We start from the raw sequence: 20,191 nt of genomic DNA, 5'->3' as shown, positions 1-20,191 counted from the left end.
TATAGAAATGCAAGAAAGAGATGGTTAATGCCATCTCTTTTTTGCGTTCTTTGGCGTTTTTAGCAGTCCCCGGAACTCGCCTTCATAGTTAAAAACGTAATCGAGACATTGCTGGAACAGCAGTTAGCATTATTAAAATACGATGTGGATATACCAGGTCTGATTTCACTTTTGTTAAAACGCTTACAAATATATCTTGCCTTATCCTTCAACCTGTAATACTATATCAATTAAGCGCTTAACCTTTAGGGGTAAGGCGCTTAAACTTAGATAGATTAAGCGCTTAACCCGTAAAGGGAAGGGAGATGTTCAATCACATGAAAACCATTAGACTGACTATGGCTCAGGCACTGCTCCGATACCTGGATCAGCAATATATTTCGGTTGATGGGGTGGAAACCAAGTTTGTGAAGGGTGTCATCGGCATTTTTGGACATGGCAACGTAACTGGCATTGGGGAGGCACTGGAGCGCAGTCCGGGAAGCCTGACGTATATGCAGGGAAAAAATGAACAGGGCATGGTTCATACAGCAGCGGCCTATGCCAAGCAGAAGAACCGCAGACAGATCTATGCGTGTACAACATCTATTGGCCCCGGTGCACTGAACATGATTACCGCAGCGGCAACAGCAACGGTCAATCGGATCCCTGTTTTATTGCTTCCAGGTGATAACTTTGCCACGCGTGAGCCAGATCCTGTGTTGCAACAATTGGAGGTCAGCGGGGACTATACGATTTCAGCCACTGATCCGTTTAAAGTGGTGAGCAAATACTGGGATCGTATCGTGCGTCCTGAACAGCTGATGATCGCTGCCACGCAGGCAATGCGCGTGCTGACGGACCCGGCAGAGACAGGTGCGGTAACGCTGGCGCTGCCGCAGGATGTACAGGCAGAGGCGTACGATTACCCAGAATCATTCTTCGCCCGCAAGGTGCACTACTTGGACCGTCGCCCCCCGGTCCAGGCGGCGATTGAACGGGCGGCGCAGCAGATTGCCCGTGGCAGGAGGCCGCTGATCGTTGCAGGCGGCGGTGTGTTGTATGCCGAGGCATCTGTGCAGCTGGCTGAATTCGCCGAGGCATTTGGTATTCCGGTTGCCGAGACGCAGGCTGGCAAGAGTGCCTTGGCGTGGGACCACCCGCTCAATGTGGGAGCCATCGGGGTTACCGGCTCGCTGGCGGCCAACAGGCTAGCCAGGGAAGCGGATGTAGTGATCGGCGTCGGCACTCGATTTTCGGATTTTACGACAGCGTCCCGGTCTGCTTTTCAACATCCTGAAGCGGCCTTCATCAATATAAACTTGAACGGCATGGATGCAGCAAAACTGGGTGGCGAGGCAATTCTGGCGGATGCACGGGAAGGTTTGCAAGCCTTACAAACGGCTTTACAGGAACAGCAATACCGCAGCGGTTACGGAACATCCGAGATCACCGAACTGCGGGATGAATGGAACACCGAAGTGGATCGACTCTATGGGGTACAACACGAATCGGGGCTGGCACAGACCACAGCGGTGGGTATCGTGAACCGGACCATTGATCCTTCTTCGGTCATTGTGTGCGCAGCAGGAAGTTTGCCTGGAGATTTACACCGTCTGTGGCGTGCGGCTGCACCGAAAACCTACCACATGGAATACGGCTTTTCCTGTATGGGCTATGAGGTGAGCGGGGCATTCGGAGCAGCTCTTGCCGAGCCGGATCGTGAAGTCTACGCCATGGTGGGTGATGGCAGTTACCTGATGCTGCATTCTGAACTGGTGACGAGCCTCCAGGAACAGAAAAAGATGACCATTTTGCTATTCAACAACAATGGATTCCAGTGCATTCACAATCTGCAGCGAGAGCACGGAAGTGACGGGTTCGGCAATGAGTTTCGCTATCGGGAATCAGAGACTGGAAGACTTACCGGGGATTACATGCCTATGGATTTTGCGGCACATGCCCGCAGCCTTGGAGCCAAAGCGTACAAGGCAGAAACGGCAGAGCAGTTAGAGCAAGCGATCAGGAATGCACGGAATGAGAATGTGACTACGCTGATCGAAATTCGGGTTGTGCCTGGAACGAATGCAGGCGGATATGAGTCCTGGTGGAATGTGGGCGTGCCAGAAGTATCCACCGAGGAAAAGGTAGTAGCTGCTCATCACGCAATGCAGTTAAATCGTGGAAAAGCCAGGCCCGTTTAATTGCGCAATTGTATAAATTCAAATCGCTTTTCAATCAGCAAGATATAGATCGGTATATATCTATTCGTCCAGGTTGTATGAATAGGATGTTTCATCCTGTAAACATCCTTGTACCAGAAATGAGTTAAGACGAATGATTTAAAATGCTGAACCACAAAAGGAGACGTGGAGCCATGAACAAGCTGCCATTTCAGTTCGGGATTCATCCGATCAACTGGGTCGGAGAGGATGTGAAGGAGCATGGTGATGCAACAACGTGTGAACAGATTCTCGATGATATTCAACGACTCGGATTGACAGGTACGGAGATGGGACGTAAATATCCCGCTGATCCAGATCTATTGCGAGAGGAACTAGGCAAACGTAACATACGCCTCGTTTCCCAGTGGAAATCGGTATTGTTCTCCGACCCGGCATATCGTCAGTCTGAGCTGGATAGCTATCGCAGGCATGCGGAGTTTCTGCAATCGATGGGCAGTACGGTGATTAGCACGGCGGAAGTGGGAGGGTCCCTGCATTTTGATCCAAGGCGGACACCGAATGAAAAAGAGGTGCTGAGACTCAACGAATCCGAATGGCATGTTCTTGCTGAGGGGCTGAACGAAGCAGGTGCCATTGCCCGTGAGCACGGCTTGAAACTGACATATCACCATCACGGCGGCACGGTAGTCGAGCAGCCGGAGGAAATCGATAAACTGATGGAGCTGACTGACCCATCGCTTGTTTATTTGCTCTATGACACAGGCCATGCCTACTACGGTGGATCCAACCCGCTAACGCTCTTGCGCAAACATTATGACCGGATTGCCTACATCCACCTCAAGGATATCCGTCCACAAGTGCTGGATGAAGCGCGGGCAGAGCAGTACGATTTTGTTGGCTGTATTCGTAAAGGTGTATTTACGGTTCCCGGGGATGGTTGTATAGATTTTGCACCGATTCTGCAGGAACTGATCACCCGAGGGTATGATGGCTGGGCGATGCTTGAAGGGGAGCAGGATCCTGCGATCCATAATCCCTATGAATATGCGCGGCGATCCTTGCAATATATGGAGTCCTTATATCAGCAAAGATGATAAAGTCATGGCAATCGGGAGAGAGCCATACCACGAGGTAAACCGGATGATGAGCATATGAGTCTGATTGATATAACCTGAATGTTAAAATTCGCAGCCAAAACGAAATATCCATATGAACATGCGATATCCCATCACAGAAAGGGGTTCAAACGCAATGACCTACGTATCCTTTCCTGATTCCAGGAAGATGGATTTCACCGCGATCGGCCGTCTGTGCATCGACTTGAATGCCAATGAGATCAATCGCCCAATGGAAGAGACGATGACGTTTACGAAATATGTAGGCGGCTCTCCGGCCAATATCACGATTGGCATGTCCAGGCTCGGTATGGAGACCGCTTTTATCGGCAAAATCGCAAATGACCAGATGGGCAGATTCATTCACAGCTATCTGGAGCGGAACGGGATCGATACGTCGAATGTGGTAACGGACGACAGCGGAGCGGTGACCGGGCTTGCTTTTACCGAGATCAAAAGTCCAACGGACTGCAGCATTCTAATGTACCGGGATAATGCAGCTGATCTATTATTACAAGCCCGAGAGGTACAGGAGCAGTTAATTGCCGACTCCAAAGTGCTGCTGATTTCAGGCACAGCCCTTGCCCAGAGTCCATCGCGAGAAGCAGTATTCCAGGCTCTGACATATGCGAAAAAGCATGGCACAACCATTGTGTTTGATCTGGACTATCGTCCTTACACATGGACATCAGCTGAAGAGACGGCGGTCTATTATAACCTTGCAGCCGAGAAATGCGATATCATCCTGGGCACACGTGAAGAGTTCGACATGATGGAAACGTTTGATCACAATCCCGACCATAGCGATCAGGTGACCGCGCAGAAATGGTTCGATTTTTCAGCCGAAATTGTGGTCATCAAACATGGCAAGGAAGGCTCCATTGCCTATACAGGTGAAGGGCTTTCCCATCGTGCTGACAGTTATCCCGCACAAGTGGTCAAAACGTTCGGTGCAGGTGATTCCTACGCCGCGGGGTTCCTGTACGGCTTGATGCAGGGATGGACGATTGAACGCAGCATGGCATTTGGCAGTGCGGCCGCAAGTATCGTTATCTCCAGCCATAGCTGCTCAGATGCGATGCCAACGGTTGAACAGGTGAATGACTATATTGAACGCTGCAACCGCGGCGAAATTACAGCATCTTAAAAAGCGTGTTGAAATAATAAACTCACTTAAATCACTTAAAAAACATGAACGATCTTAAAATAAATGGTTTACTTGGAGCACTCTAGAGTAACGCATATATCTGAGCGAGGGGAGACAGGGCTATGGGAAAAGGGATATCGGAAGCGTCAGCAACAGCGACAAAGGTTCAAAACTGGATCGGGGGTGCCTGGGTGACCCCGGCGGCAACGCGTACCGAGCCAGTTGTGAATCCGGCTACAGAAGAGGTCATTGCCTACGTACCGCTGTCTGAACAGGCGGACGTGGATTTGGCTGTCCAGACGGCACGGGAAGCGTTCCCGTCCTGGAGCGGTACACCCGTTCCCCGCCGCGCGCGCATTTTGTTCCGTTACCAGCAGCTGCTGGTAGAACATTGGGAAGAGCTGGCCCGGCTGGTCACGCTGGAGAACGGCAAGAGCTATGCCGAAGCCTACGGCGAGGTATTGCGCGGCATTGAATGTGTCGAGTTCGCGGCAGGTGCCCCGAATCTCATGATGGGCAAACAGCTGCCCGACATCGCCACAGGGCTGGAGTCGGGCATGTATCGGTACCCGATCGGCGTCATTGGGGGAATAACCCCCTTCAACTTCCCAATGATGGTACCGTGCTGGATGTTCCCGCTGGCGATAGCGTGCGGCAATACCTTTGTCCTGAAGCCGTCCGAGCGCACACCGCTGCTGGCAGGCCGACTGGCTGAGCTGTTCAAGGAAGCAGGGCTGCCGGACGGTGTGCTGAATATCGTTCACGGTGCACACGATGTCGTGAACGGGCTGCTTGAACACAAGGATGTTCAAGCGATCTCTTTTGTCGGCTCACAGCCTGTCGCTGAATACGTCTACACCATTGCATCTGCGCATGGTAAACGGGTACAGGCGCTAGCTGGTGCCAAAAACCACTCGATCGTTATGCCAGACGCCGATCTCGACCTGACGGTGAAGGAAATTACCAGTGCGGCTTTTGGCTCAGCCGGTGAACGCTGTATGGCGTGCTCCGTTGTCGTCGCTGTGGGTGATGTCGCTGACACACTAGTACAAAAGCTGGTGGAAGCTGCTGATCGCATCACCATTGGTAATGGCATGGATAAAGGGGTGTTCCTGGGTCCCGTAATCCGTGGCCCACATAAGGAACGTACACTCAGTTACATTGAATCCGGAGAACAGGAAGGCGCAGCCTTGATCCGGGATGGACGCAAGGATGATGCGGCAGGCAAATCCGGTTATTTCGTTGGCCCGACGGTATTCGATGAGGTACAGAGCAGCATGAAAATCTGGAAAGACGAGATATTTGCTCCGGTACTCTCCATTGCTAGAGTGGCTACACTCGAGGAAGCCGTGGAGTTGGCGAACCGTTCCGACTTTGCCAACGGAGCTTGTCTGTTTACCCGCAGCGGAGCAAGCATGCGTCAATTCCGTGAAACGATTGATGCGGGCATGTTGGGCATTAACCTGGGCGTACCTGCGCCAATGGCGTTTTTCCCTTTTTCCGGCTGGAAGAAATCCTTCTATGGTGATCTGCATGCCAACGGTACAGACGGCGTTGAATTTTATACTCGCAAAAAGATGGTTACTACCCGCTGGTAGTCACTTCGGGCACCTGGGCCAATGGCAGAACGTTGAGCCCATATGGACACGTACAGGGAGGATAACGGAATGGGCAAGGATAAAGTGAGAATTGGCATCATTGGAGCCGGACGTATTGGCAAAATTCACGCGGACAATCTTCTGCGCAACCCTCATGCCGAGATTGTTGGCATCAGTGATTTGTTTGCAGGACCCGAGCTGGAGGAATGGGCTTCCAGTCGTGGCATTCCGGTGGTAACGACAGACACCAGCCAGCTGATCAACATGTCAAATCTGGATGCAGTGCTGATCTGTTCTTCAACAGATACGCATGTGCCACTGATTGAACAGGCAGCCCAGGCAGGCAAGCACATTTTTTGCGAGAAGCCTGTCAGTATGGACCTTCTCCAGACCGAGGCAGCCGTTGCAGCCGTGCAGAAGGCAGGGGTAAAGCTGCAAATCGGATTTAACCGCCGCTTCGACCATAACTTCAGACGAGTACGTGCACATGTGCAGGAGGGAACGATTGGCGATCCCCATATTATCAAAATCACTTCTCGTGACCCGAGTCCGCCGCCAGCGGAGTACATCCGGGTGTCTGGCGGAATCTTCATGGATATGATGATCCATGATTTCGACATGGCCCGGTATCTGTCCGGGAGTGAGGTGGAGGAAGTCTATGCCCAGGGCAATGTGCTGATTCATCCTGTTTTTGCGGAACACGGCGATGTGGATACGGCCATTGTGACCATGAGTTTTGAAAATGGAGCAATCGGCGTTATTGATAACAGCCGTCAGGCGGTATATGGATACGATCAGCGTGTCGAGGTATTTGGCTCATTGGGCAGCGCCGCAGCTGCAAATGATCATCCAAATACTGCAGAAGTCAGTACATCAGCCGGGCTGATGCGCGACAAGCCGCTGCACTTTTTCCTGGAACGATACAATGAAGCATATGTGCAGGAGACAGCCCTATTTATTGAAGCGATCCTCAATGATACACCAGTGATTGTTGACGGGCATGATGCGGTGCAGGCTGAACGAATTGCGCTCGCGGCTCGTATGTCTTTGGAACAGGGAAGACCCGTGAAGCTGCGAGAGGTTCAGGGCATGACTGTGGAGTCTCATACGGCTACAACGTAAGACGATTCGATACAGATATCGATTTCTTGTGTATGGATTTTTATCTTCCATTTGAATACTAGATGAATCACAGCCTCTTACAGATGGTTACAGAAAGGAGTGGGTAAGCAACATGTCAGAACGTATCGTGAAACCAGTGATGAACCCTGATGGGGATGGCACGCTTTTAACTGTAACACCAGAGTCTGCGGGGTGGGACTATGTTGGGTTTCAGGTCATACAACTTGCGGAAGGACAGACGTTGACTCGTGAAAGCGGGGACCGGGAACTCTGCATTGTACTTCTGAGCGGTTTGGCTAATGTAAGTACTCGTGAACACAAATGGGAGAATATCGGGAAAAGAATGAGCATCTTCGAGAAAATCCCTCCATACTCGGTTTACGTATCAAGTTCAGACAAGGTGGAGCTCACGGCACATACTGCATTGGAGATAGCAATATGTGCGGCACCAGGAAAAGGAACATACCCAGCTCGTCTAATCACGCCCGAAGACGTGGGCGTTGAGACGCGTGGTTACGGCAATCTGGAACGACAGATTCACAACATTTTACCGGAACAAAAAGAAGCTGACAGTCTGCTCGTCGTTGAGGTGTTCACGCCAGATGGGCATTGGTCGAGCTATCCCCCTCATAAGCATGATCAGGACGCCTTGCCTGACGAATCTTTGCTGGAAGAAACGTATTATTTCCGCGTTCAACCAGAGCAGGGTTTTGCCATTCAACGGATATATACGGATGATCGATCTGTGGATGAGACGCTTGCAGTGAACAATGGTGAAGTCGTGCTTGTCCCGTTCGGATACCATCCGGTAGGCGCTCCTCCGGGATACGAAGTTTATTATCTTAACGTGATGGCCGGACCGACCCGGACCTGGAAATTCCATAATGATCCTGACCATGAGTGGTTGATGAAAAAGTAAAATGATCAGTGTTGCATCTTGGTAACTACCGATTTCAAGTAGACGTTACACAGCGGGTTAACCGCTCATGCTGCGCATATAAAGCTGGTTTCAAGTTGCGTATGCAGACTTCCCCCTGCATAATAAGAAGAGAACAATTATCTATGTATAACGAAGTTTATATATAGCACAAATGGGGAAAAAACAATGAAAGCAACCATATATGATATAGCACGTGAGGCAGGGGTATCCATTGCAACCGTCTCACAGGTCATTAACGGCAAAGGGAAAATTAGTGAGAAGCGGCGCGCCGAGATTATGGAGATTATGGAGCGTCTTCACTATCAGCCGAGTGCAATCGCCGCTGCACTTACAGGCAAACAGACGTATACGCTCGGACTGCTCGTGCCCGATATTTCCAATCCGTACTTTGCCGAGCTGGCCAGAGCGGTTGAGGATCGCAGTCGGCAGCTGGGTTACAGCGTCGTCATTTGCAGCACGGATAACAAGGATGAGCGGGTAGAGCGGTATCTGAACCTGCTTCAGCAAAAAAGGGTCGATGGCATGATGATCGGAACAGGTGTCGATAATGCCGAGATTCTGTCGCCACTCCTGCAGCAGTCGATACCTGTTGCTCTGATTGCCCGCCATATGCCTTCGTTGTCAGTGCATACCGTTGCGATTGATGACAGGCTTGGGGGTTCCTTGGCAGCAGAGCATCTGCTTGAATTGGGTCATACTCGTGTAGCCGTGCTGTCAGAACCTTTCAAAGTCAGCAGCAGTAAGGAACGTATCCGTGGATTCCGCGAAGCATTGGAGAAGGCGGGCCTTTCTCTTGGAGCTGATCGGGTAAGAGAGTCATCTGCCGATCTGGGTTCAGCCAAAAAAGAGGCGCTCGTGCTGCTCACGGAACGGAATCGAGCCACAGGCGTTTTCTGCTGTAACGACATGCAGGCGATTGGTGCGCTCCAGGCTGCCAAAGAGCTTGGTCTGCGTGTGCCTGAAGATGTCTCGATCATCGGATTTGATAATACGATTCTGGCTTCGGTAACCAATCCGCCTCTGACGACGGTCGCCCAACCAATTGAGGAGCTGGGGCGTCGTGCCGTTGATTTATTAATTGGTGAGCTAAAAGATGAAAATAAATCACCACAGAGAGTTGTCCTGAAGCCTGAGCTGGTCGTTAGAGATTCGACGGGGAATGTATCGAATCAATATTAAAAAACAGTAGTTCTGGAATCGGACCTCGAAACAAGCATTAGAATTTCTGCACCGTTTCACGTTATAAAACAAGGGGTTGTTCCACAAGTCATGGCATGAAGGGGACATCCATTGTTGTTATTCTAGTCTGTTCAAACAAGCCGGTGCCTCTACGGAGGAACACGGCTTATTTGAATTAAACCTTGGATGCCATCCAGTTCTCCTATCTATATTGGCATGCCAAGCTCGCTCGTTGGGTTTGTTAACATTATTATATGAGTATAGAACAATTTTTGGATAAGATGGTATACTTGATTAAAACATTAATTTCCTGATTAACCCCATAACGAGAGGAGATTTCAATGAAAAAACGAACCAAAATCATTCTTGCTGCAGTCGTTGTAATCGTCATTTCAGCTATTGCCATACCCATGTATAATTCAAGGCAACATACCACCTTTCGAGCTGAGGTCACAGAGCATATGGGCATGATGGATACACTGGAGCGTCTGGTGATTAGAAAAATAGCGGTAAACGGTCCGTACAATGAAGATGAAATAACCATTACAGACCCTCAAGAGATTAAAGATATGTTGAAGCTGGCAAAAGATCTTGAACTTAGGAGAGTAAAAAAAATAGATCCCTCTGAGTGGGCCAACCACTACTATGAATGGCAGCTCTTGATTAAGAAAGAAGATCGATTTACAGAAGGATTTGGCATTACGTTCTATAACAAACATGCTGTCTCTATCTATAGCGGATACAAAACGAGAGACCAGCATGAACATTATGAAATAACCAATGAGTTTAATTTAAATGAAATGGAACGACTTTTTACCAATTTGAAGGAGGGAAAGGAATGAAAGAGTATCAATTGCGTCCGATTGTAGAACAGGATATCCCTTTTCTGTGGGAAATGTTGTATGCATCTCTGTTCAACCGGGAGGGCGAGGAACCTTTTGAACCTGAGATCATACATAGCCCCGGCATGTCCAAGTACGTTGAAGATTGGGGGAGAGAAGGGGATTTCGGATTTATTGCCGTGGATTCTCGGGGCAGGCGTATGGGATCGGTGACATTGCGGTTCTATAATGATCAAAATGCGGGATACGGGTATGTCAATGCGGCTACGCCCGAGATGGGCATGGCGGTGGTCGAGACTGCCCGTGGAAAAGGAATTGGAACCCGCCTTATTCAGGCAGCGTTGGAAGAGGCACAAAAGAGGGGCATTACTGCCGTATCGCTCAGTGTTGACCCGGATAACGAAGCCATTCGGCTTTATCGGCGTTTCGGATTTGTTGAACAAGGCATGTGTGATACATCCGTAACGATGGTGTGTGCGATAAACTCATGATTCTATCGCACACAGGATCATCCTGAAACTAAAGTGTGGATGAGGCTGCCTTATAAGTCACGAATAATAAATGTTTCATTTGTTTGATAATACGCCTGTTAAGAAACGTTATTCACTCGGTGCCTACTACCTAACAGCCTCTTTGATTATTTCAATAAAAATGCAAAAGCCTCATCATACATTTCCCACTGGAACTAGGTCTGATGCTGTGCTTCCTTGAAAATCCGCTTCAGCTGCATTTTGGCAATTGCGCCGCCTGCTGTTACACTCGCATGTTTCATGCCCCACTGTGCCAGCAGCTTTTGGTGTTCCACGATTTTCTCCTTCGCATCCTGGGGAAATGCCTCCATATAAACTCCGTTAAGTATGAATCTGCTCCAGGCTAGAATCCGATCTTAAGACTGCTGCCTTCCGTAGCTATTCCTTCCGAACGGGTGATGGGCAACTTTTGTTCTGCTGAGAAGCCGAGCGTCTCCCCGTCATGCAGTGTTACATCATTTTCAATTACATATGTCGTAGTCATGTACATCATCTCGAATACTTCACTTAACGGCTCAGCCGAATCATTGATTTCCAATTCATCCTTACCAAAATTTCGCAACCCATAAGTATAGGCCGAGGCCCCCTCAGGACCCTGAAATAATCCGATGAAAATCCAGAGCGAGACAGGTAACTCCTGATCCTTGAGTCCACGACTGATGTCTACATACTTGCTTGCTTCTACGACGAGTGGTGCCATATATATAGCCAGCGCATGATCAAGCTGCAACAAGGCGCTGGCTGTTTGGGTGAACAAGATGTGTGCCTTGATGGCGTCGGTTGCGTTCAATACAGAGACGATAATCTGGGATTGATGTCTAGAGGTGACTTGTTCCGCATCCCGCCATAGCACATTTAATCTGGCATTCTCCTCTACTTCACGATTAGGAACAGGTGCATTGATATGTGCACATACCACTTGCATGCCATCCACTTCGAAAAAGAGGTTGCCATCCTCCGGATGTTCTTCAATTTCAATATCCCACTCGTTTTTCATATTGCTGATAAAGCGGTCGAAATTACAATCGTCGCGCTCTAGCAGGACAAATCCAACGATGGTCTCGCTATAGGGAGCAATATGTACTGTTCCTCCTGCAGGCGGTTGTTCCTTCTTGCGACGCCGAAGCTTGTCAAAAAGTCCCATGAAACGTTCTCCTTTCCAGACTAATCACAGTGATCAAGGCATAACCTACTGCCTTTATAACCTTACCATACCACACTGACGCATGTAATGACCCAGCATGGTATGGACCGGCAGAACGATCAGAGAAAAAGCACCAGAAGCAACGCAATAACCGCAGGCAGACCTTGTTTGATAAGGATGGAACGTGTAGCGGTTACACCTCCATAGAGGGCCGCGATGATGACACACGCCAGGAAGAAAATCTGGATGTGCTGTCCAACAGAGGTATCCGGATAAACAAGCCCCCAGATTAAACCTGCGGCCAAAAATCCGTTGTACAGACCTTGATTGGCTGCCAAAGGTTTGGTTGACTGCGCAAATTCAGGAGTAAGATTGAACGTTTTCATCGTGCGTGGGCGAGTCCACAGAAACATCTCCATCACCATGATGTAGATGTGCTCGATGGCTACAAGAGCTACAAAAATGATACTGATCAAAAGAAACACCTTGCTTTCTTATATGTCATTAATTTACTGATCTCATTCAGTATATATGTTTGGAAAGTGAACTGAAAGGGGGAAATTAATTTTACACAAATCAATTGTGTAAATTATAAAGAGATCACAATGTCGAATTAATATTGTTGTTGATTATAAATAAACATTATTATATATTGTCTATAAATAAACAAACATAAATAAGAAAATTATTTGTTTGGATGAATTAGAGGAGGGCTTGAGTTGTTTCGTAATCGTTATGTGCGGACGGTTGTTGTTTCGCGTATTCTGTTACAGCTGGGAATTTGGATACGGAATTTTGCCATACTGCTGTTTGTTACAGATATGACGAGCAATGACCCGCAGGCAGTATCATTGATTTCGGTAGCGGAGTATGCACCCATTTTTATATTTGGGATTATCGGAGGAACCTTTGCGGATCGTTGGAGACCCAAACGGACGATGGTTTGGAGTGATATTTTGTCTTCGTTGTCTGTGGTAGTTGTGCTAATCGCGTTAATGTATGGTCCGTGGTATTCGGTGCTGCTGGGGACACTGGTATCGGCAATATTTTCTCAGTTTTCTCAGCCCTCGGCGATGAAGCTGTTCAAGCAGCATGTGCCGGCCGAGGAGTTACAAGGTGTTATGGCTATGTTCCAGACAATGGTTGCCGTATTTATGGTGATTGGACCGATGATTGGTACCATTATCTATCAAAATTACGGAATTGAGGTGTCATTGGCTATTACAGCAGGGATGTTCCTGCTCTCCGGGTGGGTTCTTTCCCGGTTGCCCAAGGATGATGTTGAATCTGAGGCAAGCCAGAGCCCTTCTTTTCGCAGAGAACTGGTTGAAGGCTTCCGTTATGTATATGGCAATATTGCATTGCGGACGTTGGTTATGACCTTCGCTGTAACCGGTCTAGCTTCGGGATTGATCCAGCCCTTAATGCTGTTTGTTGCCATAGATAATCTGGGGCAGGACAAAACCTTTCTGCAATGGTTGCTCATGGTTAATGGGCTGGCCATGCTGGTAGGGGGAGCGTTCATCATGAGTGCTGCCAAAAAACTTCAGCCACAGGTCATGCTTGCCATTGGATTGTTTGTCAGTGCGCTTGGGACGGTAGTCATGGGCTGGTCTGAGAATGTCGTGATTACCATGGTGACTCAATTGATCACTGGATTCTTCTATCCATGGATTCATGTGGGCATTCAGATGATGATTATGACCAATACGAAGGGTGCATTTATTGGACGTGTAGGAGGCGCTGTTACTCCGGTGTTTATGGGCATGATGGTCATTGCCATGTCTATTGCAGGGTACATGATGCATCAATTTTCACTGTTAACGGTATTTACAGTAAGTGGGGTACTCTTTCTAGCGGGCGCGTTAATATTGGGGCCGTTGTTGCCGAAGCGGAGAAAGGCGGAGAGTGTCGCGGGATGATTCCCGCTGTGTGCGGATTGAACACGAAGATAAACATAACTGATTGTCGGAATTCCATTCATTGGGTAATAATGAACAATACAGAAGTGAACTTACTCATGGAAAGAGAGGATTAGCGTGGGAAACGTTCAATTCGTCGAGCAGGTGTACGAACAGGATGGTTTACGTAAAAAGTTCGTGCCAGCCGCCCGCAAGAAACGAGGATTCGTCTGTTCAGTTGAGCGTGAAGGCGTAATCCGTACTGGTGATGCAATCGAAGTTATTCGCCTGCCCTGAACATCAGGACAGGCTTTTTCTAACGTAATTTTCAGGTGTGCTGCCGATAATGGCTTTGAAATCTTTGATAAAGTGCGACTGATCATGATATCCAAGATCCTGAGAAAGCTTAACTAGATCACAGTTCATGCCCCGTTCCATCATCTCGGCAGCATTTTGCAGCCTGTAGAGCTTGATCACCATTTTGGGGCTGATGCCTACATACTGATTGAACAGGCGCTGGAGCTTTCTTGTGTGCAGATTCCAAGAGGCAGACAAGTCATCTACACGCAGCATTTCCCGTTGTTGCTCAATCTGCAGCACAATTTGGCTGACCAGAATGGCCTGCTCATCGTAAGGAGGGAGGCGTTTACATAGAAGCTGATCCATATAGCTGACTTTGTCCAAGTCATTTCCGTCTCCGAGCAGCCGTTCTTCGAGTAGTGGAGCATCCACACCAAGCACACCGGAGACATCCAAAGGATTGCCAGACAATGTGGTAACGGGAGTGCGAATGAACGGATAGAATCCCCCGGGCTTAAACTTCATCCCAAATACGCTTCCTTTCCCCTGGACGAGATAGGAGAATTTCTGTCCAGATGGACCGAAGAAAAAGGTGTTTCCCCGCTCTACTACCAGATTGACACATGGATTTGGAACCACATGCTGAAGGTAGGGATCAGTCCCGTTGAGGTCCCAAGAGACCATCCAGAAATGCTTGACCAAAGAACTCAGTGCTTCGGAAGGTGCGTAGCGTGTCAGACGATATCTTTTGTCGTTCTCATCCAGATTCAGAACTCCCATACGGGGCCTTGTATTATAATCTGCATGTTTCATGATGTCGATTCCTCCAGGTATCTCGTCAATTCTGCTTCGTCGCGAACCATACACAATTTATGTTGGTGAGGCTGCAAAAACGTCATGATTAGCGCTTTTTCCTTGCGATCATGCTGATAGCTCCATTTGTACATTCGCCCAAGCATGCTGAAAGTCTGTCTGTAATTTCCTTGCTCCAGTCCGAGCTTCTGTACTGTAAAACGTTTGAGAATGCGTACATTTCTTTTCCACACGGGCGTATTCAAATAGACGATAAGATCGGCCTGTTCGAAACTTCTTGCCACCCATTGATAGTGTACTCCTTCAATAATCCACTGATTGGATTGCACAGCTTTTTGCAGAAGGGTGTCCCGCATCTCCGGGCTATTACGAACATCCTGTCCTTGAGGTACACGGTGCCACACCATGTTGTCGAGCTCATAATAAGGAAGATCTAGCCTAGCGGATAAATGACGGGCCAGTGTAGACTTGCCGCTGCCGACTGAGCCGATAATATGTATTTTGTTTGGCCTGAGTTTGGTCTTGGTTTCCTCTCTGATCATTCCATAACCAGTCCCCTTTGTTAATTACCTTTGCTCCCTGAACAGCAGCGCCCGAACAGCGAAACGTGGCAAAATGAGTTGTCTGCGCCATCTGGAAGGCTGGCTGAGCAGTCGGTAGAGCCATTCCAAGTTAAGCTTCTGCCATATCGCAGGTGCTCGTTTGGTTTTGCCAGCCAGAATATCCAGGCTTCCCCCGACTCCGATGGCTATACGAGCGTTTAGTTGATGGCGATATTTGTTGATCCAGTGTTCGGCGTTTGGCGCACCAAGGGCCACGATGAGAAAATCAGGTCGCGCTTCGTGAATCTCTTCTACAATTCTATGCTCCTCATCCGTTGTGAAAAATCCATGTTGTCTGCCACAAACAACGACTCCCGGATAGTTTTGTGCAATAACCTCGACAGCACGCTTACTGACACTTTCTTCTGCCCCCAGCATATAAAAGGACCATTGCTTCCGGTTTCCTTCCTCCAATAAACGAAAAAGGAGATCACAACCTGTTACCCGTTCGGTCAATTGTCCACCCCGTAAGCGGGAAACCATAACAATGCCTGCGCCGTCAGCGGTAACAAGCCCTGCCTGATCCATAACCGAACGAAGCGCCTGATCCTTCTGGCAGGACATGACGATTTCCGGATTGCCAGTGATGACATGGAACAGTTCGGATTGTCTCTGATGGACTACATCACCAAGGATCGCAACCGTCTGGTCCATCGTTATGTTGGGAAAAGGGATACCCATAATATCTGTTGTCTGGTTCATATCTCGGTTCCTTTCGAGCGCGATCTATTCGTTTCCTACCTGTGTCTATAACCTGTTATTTCATTCCATTTGAGTATATCTGATTTCCTAGCATTGCACTATAAAAAATGGAAGAAGATTATCGGAATGAACATGGGCATGAGGATCTCCCTTTAAAAAAACAAAAGCCGCTAGAAATATAGCGGCTTAAAAGGAACAAAATCTTTACTCTTACATATTTATTCGAAGAGGATTGTTTCAATAGCTCCTGCAGGGAAGGAGCCATATGCAGCTTCCCGAACTTCTACGCTATCTCCAGGTTGAAATGTCACTGTTTGGTGTGGAACAAAACTAATCCATTCTCCATTATTCTTTGAATACTCAATAGCTGACGTTGAAACAGAAAGGGTATTTCCTCCTTTAAAAATGTTCACTTTAGATTTAAAGGTGAAACTTTTGGCTGGGGCTGCTGGGAGGTATTGTCCTCCTTTTTCACGAAGCAGAATGGTCAGATCCCCTGGAAACTGAGGAGGATTGTTTTCATCATATGATGTCCACGTCTCTCCATTATCTGATGAGTATTCCATGGCTGATGAAATGTAATTTGTATCAAAAGTATTACTTACATCATTTATGCCGGCATACATCACAACATTATCTACAAAAGAGACAGTTTTTGCTTTACCTGCAGGCACTTGATTTACTGGATCAGCCTGAACGCGTACCTGTACAAAAACGCGACCTGGGAAGATGGGAGGATTCTCTTCATCATATTTATGCCAGTTTGTTCCTCCATCCACAGAGAACTCCATAGTAGAATCTGCTCCAATTAATATATTTTTTGCGTCATCATTATCGATGGATGGTTGTTCAGGCGCAGCTGGTAATGTATCTTTTACTGTGATATAAATTGGGGCAGTTTCTGTACCATCTTGAAGTAAGGCACGGACTAACAGTTGGGTAGCCCCTTCAGGAATCGATGTTCCTTCAGCAATCGTATATCGGTTGGATCCATCCTTATCCACTAGATCAATGGAAGCAATCTCTCTACCTTGACTTCCCCAGATAATTTCATAAGAACTCACTTTTTCCTCATTTACACCAGGTGTCCAAACTACGTCTCCTCCAATAAGTCCTACTCTTGGGTCAGTATCTAAAAAATTCAGTGTAGTTGGAGCAGAGGATGCAACTTCGTATGCTAGATCATAATAGCTGCGAATTTGAGCAATGCTAGTAAACTCCCCTTGTGGCAATTGTTCTCTGTATTCTAAAATGATCTGGCCAATCTCAATTCTAGAAGCTGCGTTCAAATTATTGAATGCAGTTACATCAATATTTAATGCTGCTGCATAACGCTTGATATATGATTCCATTAAGGAAGCACTTTGCGCACTATTCAGGGAACGAATAGCAGTGGCTTCATTGGTGCTTGGTGCAGGATATTGTTGATTAACGGCTTCTACAATTTCTTTAACATCGCTGTAAGTTGTGTACTTCCCGGCTTGTTCTGCGAGAGCCTTCTGATAATACTGAGCATTAAACTCAATCAGGCCTAATTCTTGTTTTAACGGAGAAGGGTATGCTTCAAGAAGGTGCATAACCTCTTCAGCCTGGTTTGGATCAACAATGCTTCCTATTTCGATAGCGAGCTGTTTGGTAATAAGATTCACGACTTCCGGACCTGTATAAGTCCCAAACCCACCAAACCCATGAGCAGTAGGTGTACCGTTAGAGCTTGTAAATTTAATAGACAGAGCATTTTTTACATAGGTCCAGTCTAATCTATAGGAAGTTCCATCTCCCAGTGTGACTGGATCAAAGTTTAAATTAAGGATAGGCATATCCGGAATAGTTAAATCCCACTCTATCGAATTAATTTCAATAAAACCATAACCATAGTTTCTGAGATGCCCGCCTTCTACAATAGCAGATGGATCGGTCACACTAGTAATGGGTGGTGTAAGCACACCAGTGAACTGAATCCTAATTTGTTCAAGGTTTTTCTTTTTAAATGGCAAGATATCCTCACTATTAGGCAAGTAATTGCTTACCGACATGATATAGCTAGGTTTAGTTTCTTCACCTGTATCGCTATTTTTGAAAACGGCCCAAATACCATATGCTTTTGATTGCTCTAAGCCTTCAATTTTAAAGGTTGTTAATTGGTTAGCTCTTGCTTGTACAACGCCGTTTGCAAATGGTACATCTTCAGTAAGTGTTCCATTCTTTATTTGCTCTGCAGTAGGGCGTACATTATCATCTAACCGAACGGCCATATAATAGATCGTCCCCGTTTGGTTTACGGTGACTAGGCCATCAGCGGATGTTTCCATTCGGTTCTGATAACTAGTTCCTTCAATAAAAGGATATCCTGTTGAAGGTGTTGGGTTTGTAGGCGTTGTTGGATTTGTTCCAGGGTTAGACGGGCTTGTCCCCCCTGAACTGCTTCCATTTCCTCCACTATTAGCGGAACCTCCTCCCCCGGTGACCGGTGGTGTATAGCTTGGATTCGGTGTCCCGTTAATTGTTGCAATTTGTGATTTAACTTTATCGTAATTCAAAATCACTTGTTCTGGTGAGACACCTTCTGGAAGTACAATTTTTTGGACAATTACATTCGCTGGAAGAGATACTTTGGCTGAACTTTCGTTAACGGTGACCGTACCAATCGCTTTGGCGTTTTGAACGTTGATCGCTCCGGAACCCTGGATGGTCATAGAATCAATATGACCTGTCCCGGATATTGTTATTTCTTTATCACCGGCGTTAACTTCAAGATTACGAATATGTGCATATAAAGAAGCGTTCTGTACTCCTTGACCTATACTCACAGTTTCATAGGTTATGGAGTTATCTCCCCATAACCCTGAGAGCTTGGATTCGATCTGTACTTCTTTAACTACTGTCTTGTTTAAAGACTCAACACGGACGTCTTCTTTCGCAATTCTCATATTTTGAAGATTCGATTGGTCAAAGACAACGGTGTTATCGTCTCCACCATTTACATATGTAGTCCCTAATACAGATACTTGTTCCGCGTAAAAATCGTTATTCACTTCAGATGATATTTCCAAGTTCCCTTTTATAGAGATATTCTTAATTGTTATATAATCTGCAGCAACAGTCAGGTCTTTTTCAACAGAGATTTTACCCCCATCGAGTACAAGATTTCCTGAAAATTCAGGTTTTCCTGAGAGTGCAGCCTTACCTGGAGTTACAAGCTTCAATTCAAGTACTTGTGTAATAACACCATTTTCAGCTTTAAATTGAATGCCTGCATTTTGTAGAACGGGTTCATTCTTGGATGTGAATAATGCCTTCAAATTATCTGCTACTTGATAGGTCTTATCTCCAATAGTTACATTTTCAGCATCAATCTTCTGTATAGACTGAAGATTGCTCACATCATTTTTTGAATCTAGTCGAATTAAAATAGCTGCTAATTCTTGTCGAAGTACATTCTGTTTTGGATAGAAGCTACCATTACTACCCGTCATTAGGCCGGAAGACACAACAGAATTAACTGATTGTTTAGCCCATGTGGAAATGTTACTTTCGTCTTTTAGATTACTTAACTGGCTCTCTTCTTCGTTCGTATCTTTATCTTTGTTTTGCGTAATACGGGTCAAAATAGTTGCTAATTCTTCCCTTGTCACAGAGTCCTTTGGACGGAAGTTACCATTGCTGTCTCCCAGCATCCATCCATGATTATGTACAGCATCAATAGCTTGTGCGCTCCATGTTTCATTTGGAACATCAGAGAACGTTGTGGAGCTAAACTCTTGTACAGGTAGTTGCATTAATTTAGTGATGGCCATTGCAACTTCTTGTCGAGACACTTCCTGAAGTGGATAAAACATACCCTGCTGATCTCCGCTAAGCAATCCTTTTCCTTGTGCTTCTCGAATAAAGGATTGAGCCCATGGGGATGCCTTGCTCAGGTCTTTGAATGAGGTGGTACTGGACTCTGCAAAAGCACTTGAACTGCTTAATGTGAGTGCAATCGTTGCAGCAGCAGCGATACCAAATTTTTTGGGATAAATCAATGAAAATCCTCCTTAAAAATAAGACTATTTACTCATTAATGGTTAAATAATACATCTAAAGTCCTG

17 protein-coding genes are annotated in these 20,191 nt (G+C 47.0%); 11 read left to right on the top strand and 6 right to left on the bottom strand.

Features of this window, described 5'->3' with window-relative positions; genetic code table 11:
* Positions 1-317 precede the first annotated feature (317 nt).
* The 9 genes from iolD (at position 318) to PPA03S_RS31235 (ending at position 10,599) form a co-directional block, all read left to right on the top strand.
* The gene (iolD, locus tag PPA03S_RS31275) at positions 318-2,183 is read left to right on the top strand and encodes a 3D-(3,5/4)-trihydroxycyclohexane-1,2-dione acylhydrolase (decyclizing) (RefSeq protein ID WP_062329930.1); all 1,866 of its coding nucleotides are present in this window, start codon (positions 318-320) and stop codon (positions 2,181-2,183) included.
* A 173-nt stretch (positions 2,184-2,356) separates the two neighbouring features.
* Positions 2,357-3,259, top strand: coding sequence for a myo-inosose-2 dehydratase (iolE, locus tag PPA03S_RS31270; RefSeq protein WP_062329929.1), 903 nt, complete (start codon positions 2,357-2,359; stop codon positions 3,257-3,259).
* 157 nt (positions 3,260-3,416) lie between these two features.
* The gene (gene iolC, locus PPA03S_RS31265; RefSeq protein WP_062329928.1) at positions 3,417-4,427 is read left to right on the top strand and encodes a 5-dehydro-2-deoxygluconokinase; all 1,011 of its coding nucleotides are present in this window, start codon (positions 3,417-3,419) and stop codon (positions 4,425-4,427) included.
* Positions 4,428-4,549: 122 nt separating this feature from the next.
* The gene (locus tag PPA03S_RS31260) at positions 4,550-6,025 is read left to right on the top strand and encodes a CoA-acylating methylmalonate-semialdehyde dehydrogenase (RefSeq protein ID WP_062329927.1); all 1,476 of its coding nucleotides are present in this window, start codon (positions 4,550-4,552) and stop codon (positions 6,023-6,025) included.
* Between the two features lie 69 nt (positions 6,026-6,094).
* Positions 6,095-7,147: an inositol 2-dehydrogenase gene (iolG, locus tag PPA03S_RS31255; protein ID WP_062329926.1), complete on the top strand. Its 1,053-nt coding sequence runs from the start codon at positions 6,095-6,097 to the stop codon at positions 7,145-7,147.
* Between the two features lie 112 nt (positions 7,148-7,259).
* The gene (gene iolB, locus PPA03S_RS31250) at positions 7,260-8,066 is read left to right on the top strand and encodes a 5-deoxy-glucuronate isomerase (RefSeq protein ID WP_062329925.1); all 807 of its coding nucleotides are present in this window, start codon (positions 7,260-7,262) and stop codon (positions 8,064-8,066) included.
* A 186-nt stretch (positions 8,067-8,252) separates the two neighbouring features.
* The gene (locus tag PPA03S_RS31245; protein WP_062329924.1) at positions 8,253-9,266 is read left to right on the top strand and encodes a LacI family DNA-binding transcriptional regulator; all 1,014 of its coding nucleotides are present in this window, start codon (positions 8,253-8,255) and stop codon (positions 9,264-9,266) included.
* A 341-nt stretch (positions 9,267-9,607) separates the two neighbouring features.
* Positions 9,608-10,108, top strand: a complete 501-nt coding sequence (locus PPA03S_RS31240) for a hypothetical protein (protein ID WP_062329923.1) — start codon at positions 9,608-9,610, stop codon at positions 10,106-10,108.
* On the top strand, positions 10,105-10,599 hold the full coding sequence (locus PPA03S_RS31235; protein ID WP_062329921.1) for a GNAT family N-acetyltransferase: 495 nt from the start codon (positions 10,105-10,107) through the stop codon (positions 10,597-10,599). Before PPA03S_RS31240 ends, PPA03S_RS31235 begins: the two co-directional genes overlap by 4 nt.
* Positions 10,600-10,981: 382 nt before the next feature.
* Here the strand turns inward: PPA03S_RS31235 and PPA03S_RS31230 are convergent, their stop codons facing one another.
* Together PPA03S_RS31230 and PPA03S_RS31225 are read right to left on the bottom strand one after the other, a co-directional pair.
* A complete protein-coding gene (locus PPA03S_RS31230) occupies positions 10,982-11,782 on the bottom strand; it encodes a DUF4261 domain-containing protein (protein WP_062329920.1) in 801 nt (266 codons plus the stop codon).
* Between the two features lie 119 nt (positions 11,783-11,901).
* Positions 11,902-12,258, bottom strand: a complete 357-nt coding sequence (locus tag PPA03S_RS31225) for a DUF1304 domain-containing protein (RefSeq protein WP_167666128.1) — start codon at positions 12,256-12,258, stop codon at positions 11,902-11,904.
* A gap of 243 nt (positions 12,259-12,501) precedes the next feature.
* On the opposite strand from PPA03S_RS31225, the gene PPA03S_RS31220 reads away from it, so the two are divergent.
* Together PPA03S_RS31220 and PPA03S_RS33135 are read left to right on the top strand one after the other, a co-directional pair.
* The gene (locus PPA03S_RS31220; protein ID WP_062329918.1) at positions 12,502-13,704 is read left to right on the top strand and encodes an MFS transporter; all 1,203 of its coding nucleotides are present in this window, start codon (positions 12,502-12,504) and stop codon (positions 13,702-13,704) included.
* Between the two features lie 117 nt (positions 13,705-13,821).
* Complete coding sequence (locus PPA03S_RS33135) at positions 13,822-13,980, top strand: MOSC domain-containing protein (protein ID WP_174532174.1); 159 nt, start codon at positions 13,822-13,824, stop codon at positions 13,978-13,980.
* A 3-nt stretch (positions 13,981-13,983) separates the two neighbouring features.
* Here PPA03S_RS33135 and PPA03S_RS31215 read toward each other — a convergent pair whose 3' ends face one another.
* The 4 genes from PPA03S_RS31215 to PPA03S_RS31200 form a co-directional block, all read right to left on the bottom strand.
* Positions 13,984-14,796 carry a helix-turn-helix domain-containing protein gene (locus PPA03S_RS31215; protein WP_062329916.1) on the bottom strand — a complete coding sequence of 271 codons (813 nt, stop codon included), beginning with the start codon at positions 14,794-14,796 and terminating at the stop codon, positions 13,984-13,986.
* Positions 14,793-15,338: an AAA family ATPase gene (locus PPA03S_RS31210; RefSeq protein WP_062329914.1), complete on the bottom strand. Its 546-nt coding sequence runs from the start codon at positions 15,336-15,338 to the stop codon at positions 14,793-14,795. The genes PPA03S_RS31215 and PPA03S_RS31210 overlap by 4 nt, the downstream gene beginning before the upstream one ends.
* A gap of 24 nt (positions 15,339-15,362) precedes the next feature.
* The gene (locus tag PPA03S_RS31205) at positions 15,363-16,100 is read right to left on the bottom strand and encodes a WecB/TagA/CpsF family glycosyltransferase (RefSeq protein ID WP_062329912.1); all 738 of its coding nucleotides are present in this window, start codon (positions 16,098-16,100) and stop codon (positions 15,363-15,365) included.
* Positions 16,101-16,318: 218 nt separating this feature from the next.
* A complete protein-coding gene (locus PPA03S_RS31200) occupies positions 16,319-20,125 on the bottom strand; it encodes a DUF4073 domain-containing protein (protein WP_062329910.1) in 3,807 nt (1,268 codons plus the stop codon).
* Positions 20,126-20,191: the final 66 nt, after the last annotated feature.

This window comes from Paenibacillus pabuli NBRC 13638 (genome assembly GCF_001514495.1).
GTDB classification, from domain to species: Bacteria; Bacillota; Bacilli; order Paenibacillales; family Paenibacillaceae; genus Paenibacillus; species Paenibacillus pabuli.
Note: the sequence above shows the minus strand (reverse complement) of the source record. Positions and strands in the feature narration are given on the sequence as shown.

Coding starts and splice junctions, on each gene's coding strand:
- iolB (WP_062329925.1), top strand. CDS start 7,260: ATGTCAGAACGTATCGTGAAACCAGTGATGAACCCTGATGGGGATGGC.
- iolE (WP_062329929.1), top strand. CDS start 2,357: ATGAACAAGCTGCCATTTCAGTTCGGGATTCATCCGATCAACTGGGTC.
- PPA03S_RS31215 (WP_062329916.1), bottom strand. CDS start 14,796: ATGAAACATGCAGATTATAATACAAGGCCCCGTATGGGAGTTCTGAAT.
- PPA03S_RS31260 (WP_062329927.1), top strand. CDS start 4,550: ATGGGAAAAGGGATATCGGAAGCGTCAGCAACAGCGACAAAGGTTCAA.
- PPA03S_RS31230 (WP_062329920.1), bottom strand. CDS start 11,782: ATGGGACTTTTTGACAAGCTTCGGCGTCGCAAGAAGGAACAACCGCCT.
- PPA03S_RS31235 (WP_062329921.1), top strand. CDS start 10,105: ATGAAAGAGTATCAATTGCGTCCGATTGTAGAACAGGATATCCCTTTT.
- PPA03S_RS31205 (WP_062329912.1), bottom strand. CDS start 16,100: ATGAACCAGACAACAGATATTATGGGTATCCCTTTTCCCAACATAACG.
- iolC (WP_062329928.1), top strand. CDS start 3,417: ATGACCTACGTATCCTTTCCTGATTCCAGGAAGATGGATTTCACCGCG.
- iolG (WP_062329926.1), top strand. CDS start 6,095: ATGGGCAAGGATAAAGTGAGAATTGGCATCATTGGAGCCGGACGTATT.
- iolD (WP_062329930.1), top strand. CDS start 318: ATGAAAACCATTAGACTGACTATGGCTCAGGCACTGCTCCGATACCTG.
- PPA03S_RS31245 (WP_062329924.1), top strand. CDS start 8,253: ATGAAAGCAACCATATATGATATAGCACGTGAGGCAGGGGTATCCATT.
- PPA03S_RS31210 (WP_062329914.1), bottom strand. CDS start 15,338: ATGATCAGAGAGGAAACCAAGACCAAACTCAGGCCAAACAAAATACAT.
- PPA03S_RS31240 (WP_062329923.1), top strand. CDS start 9,608: ATGAAAAAACGAACCAAAATCATTCTTGCTGCAGTCGTTGTAATCGTC.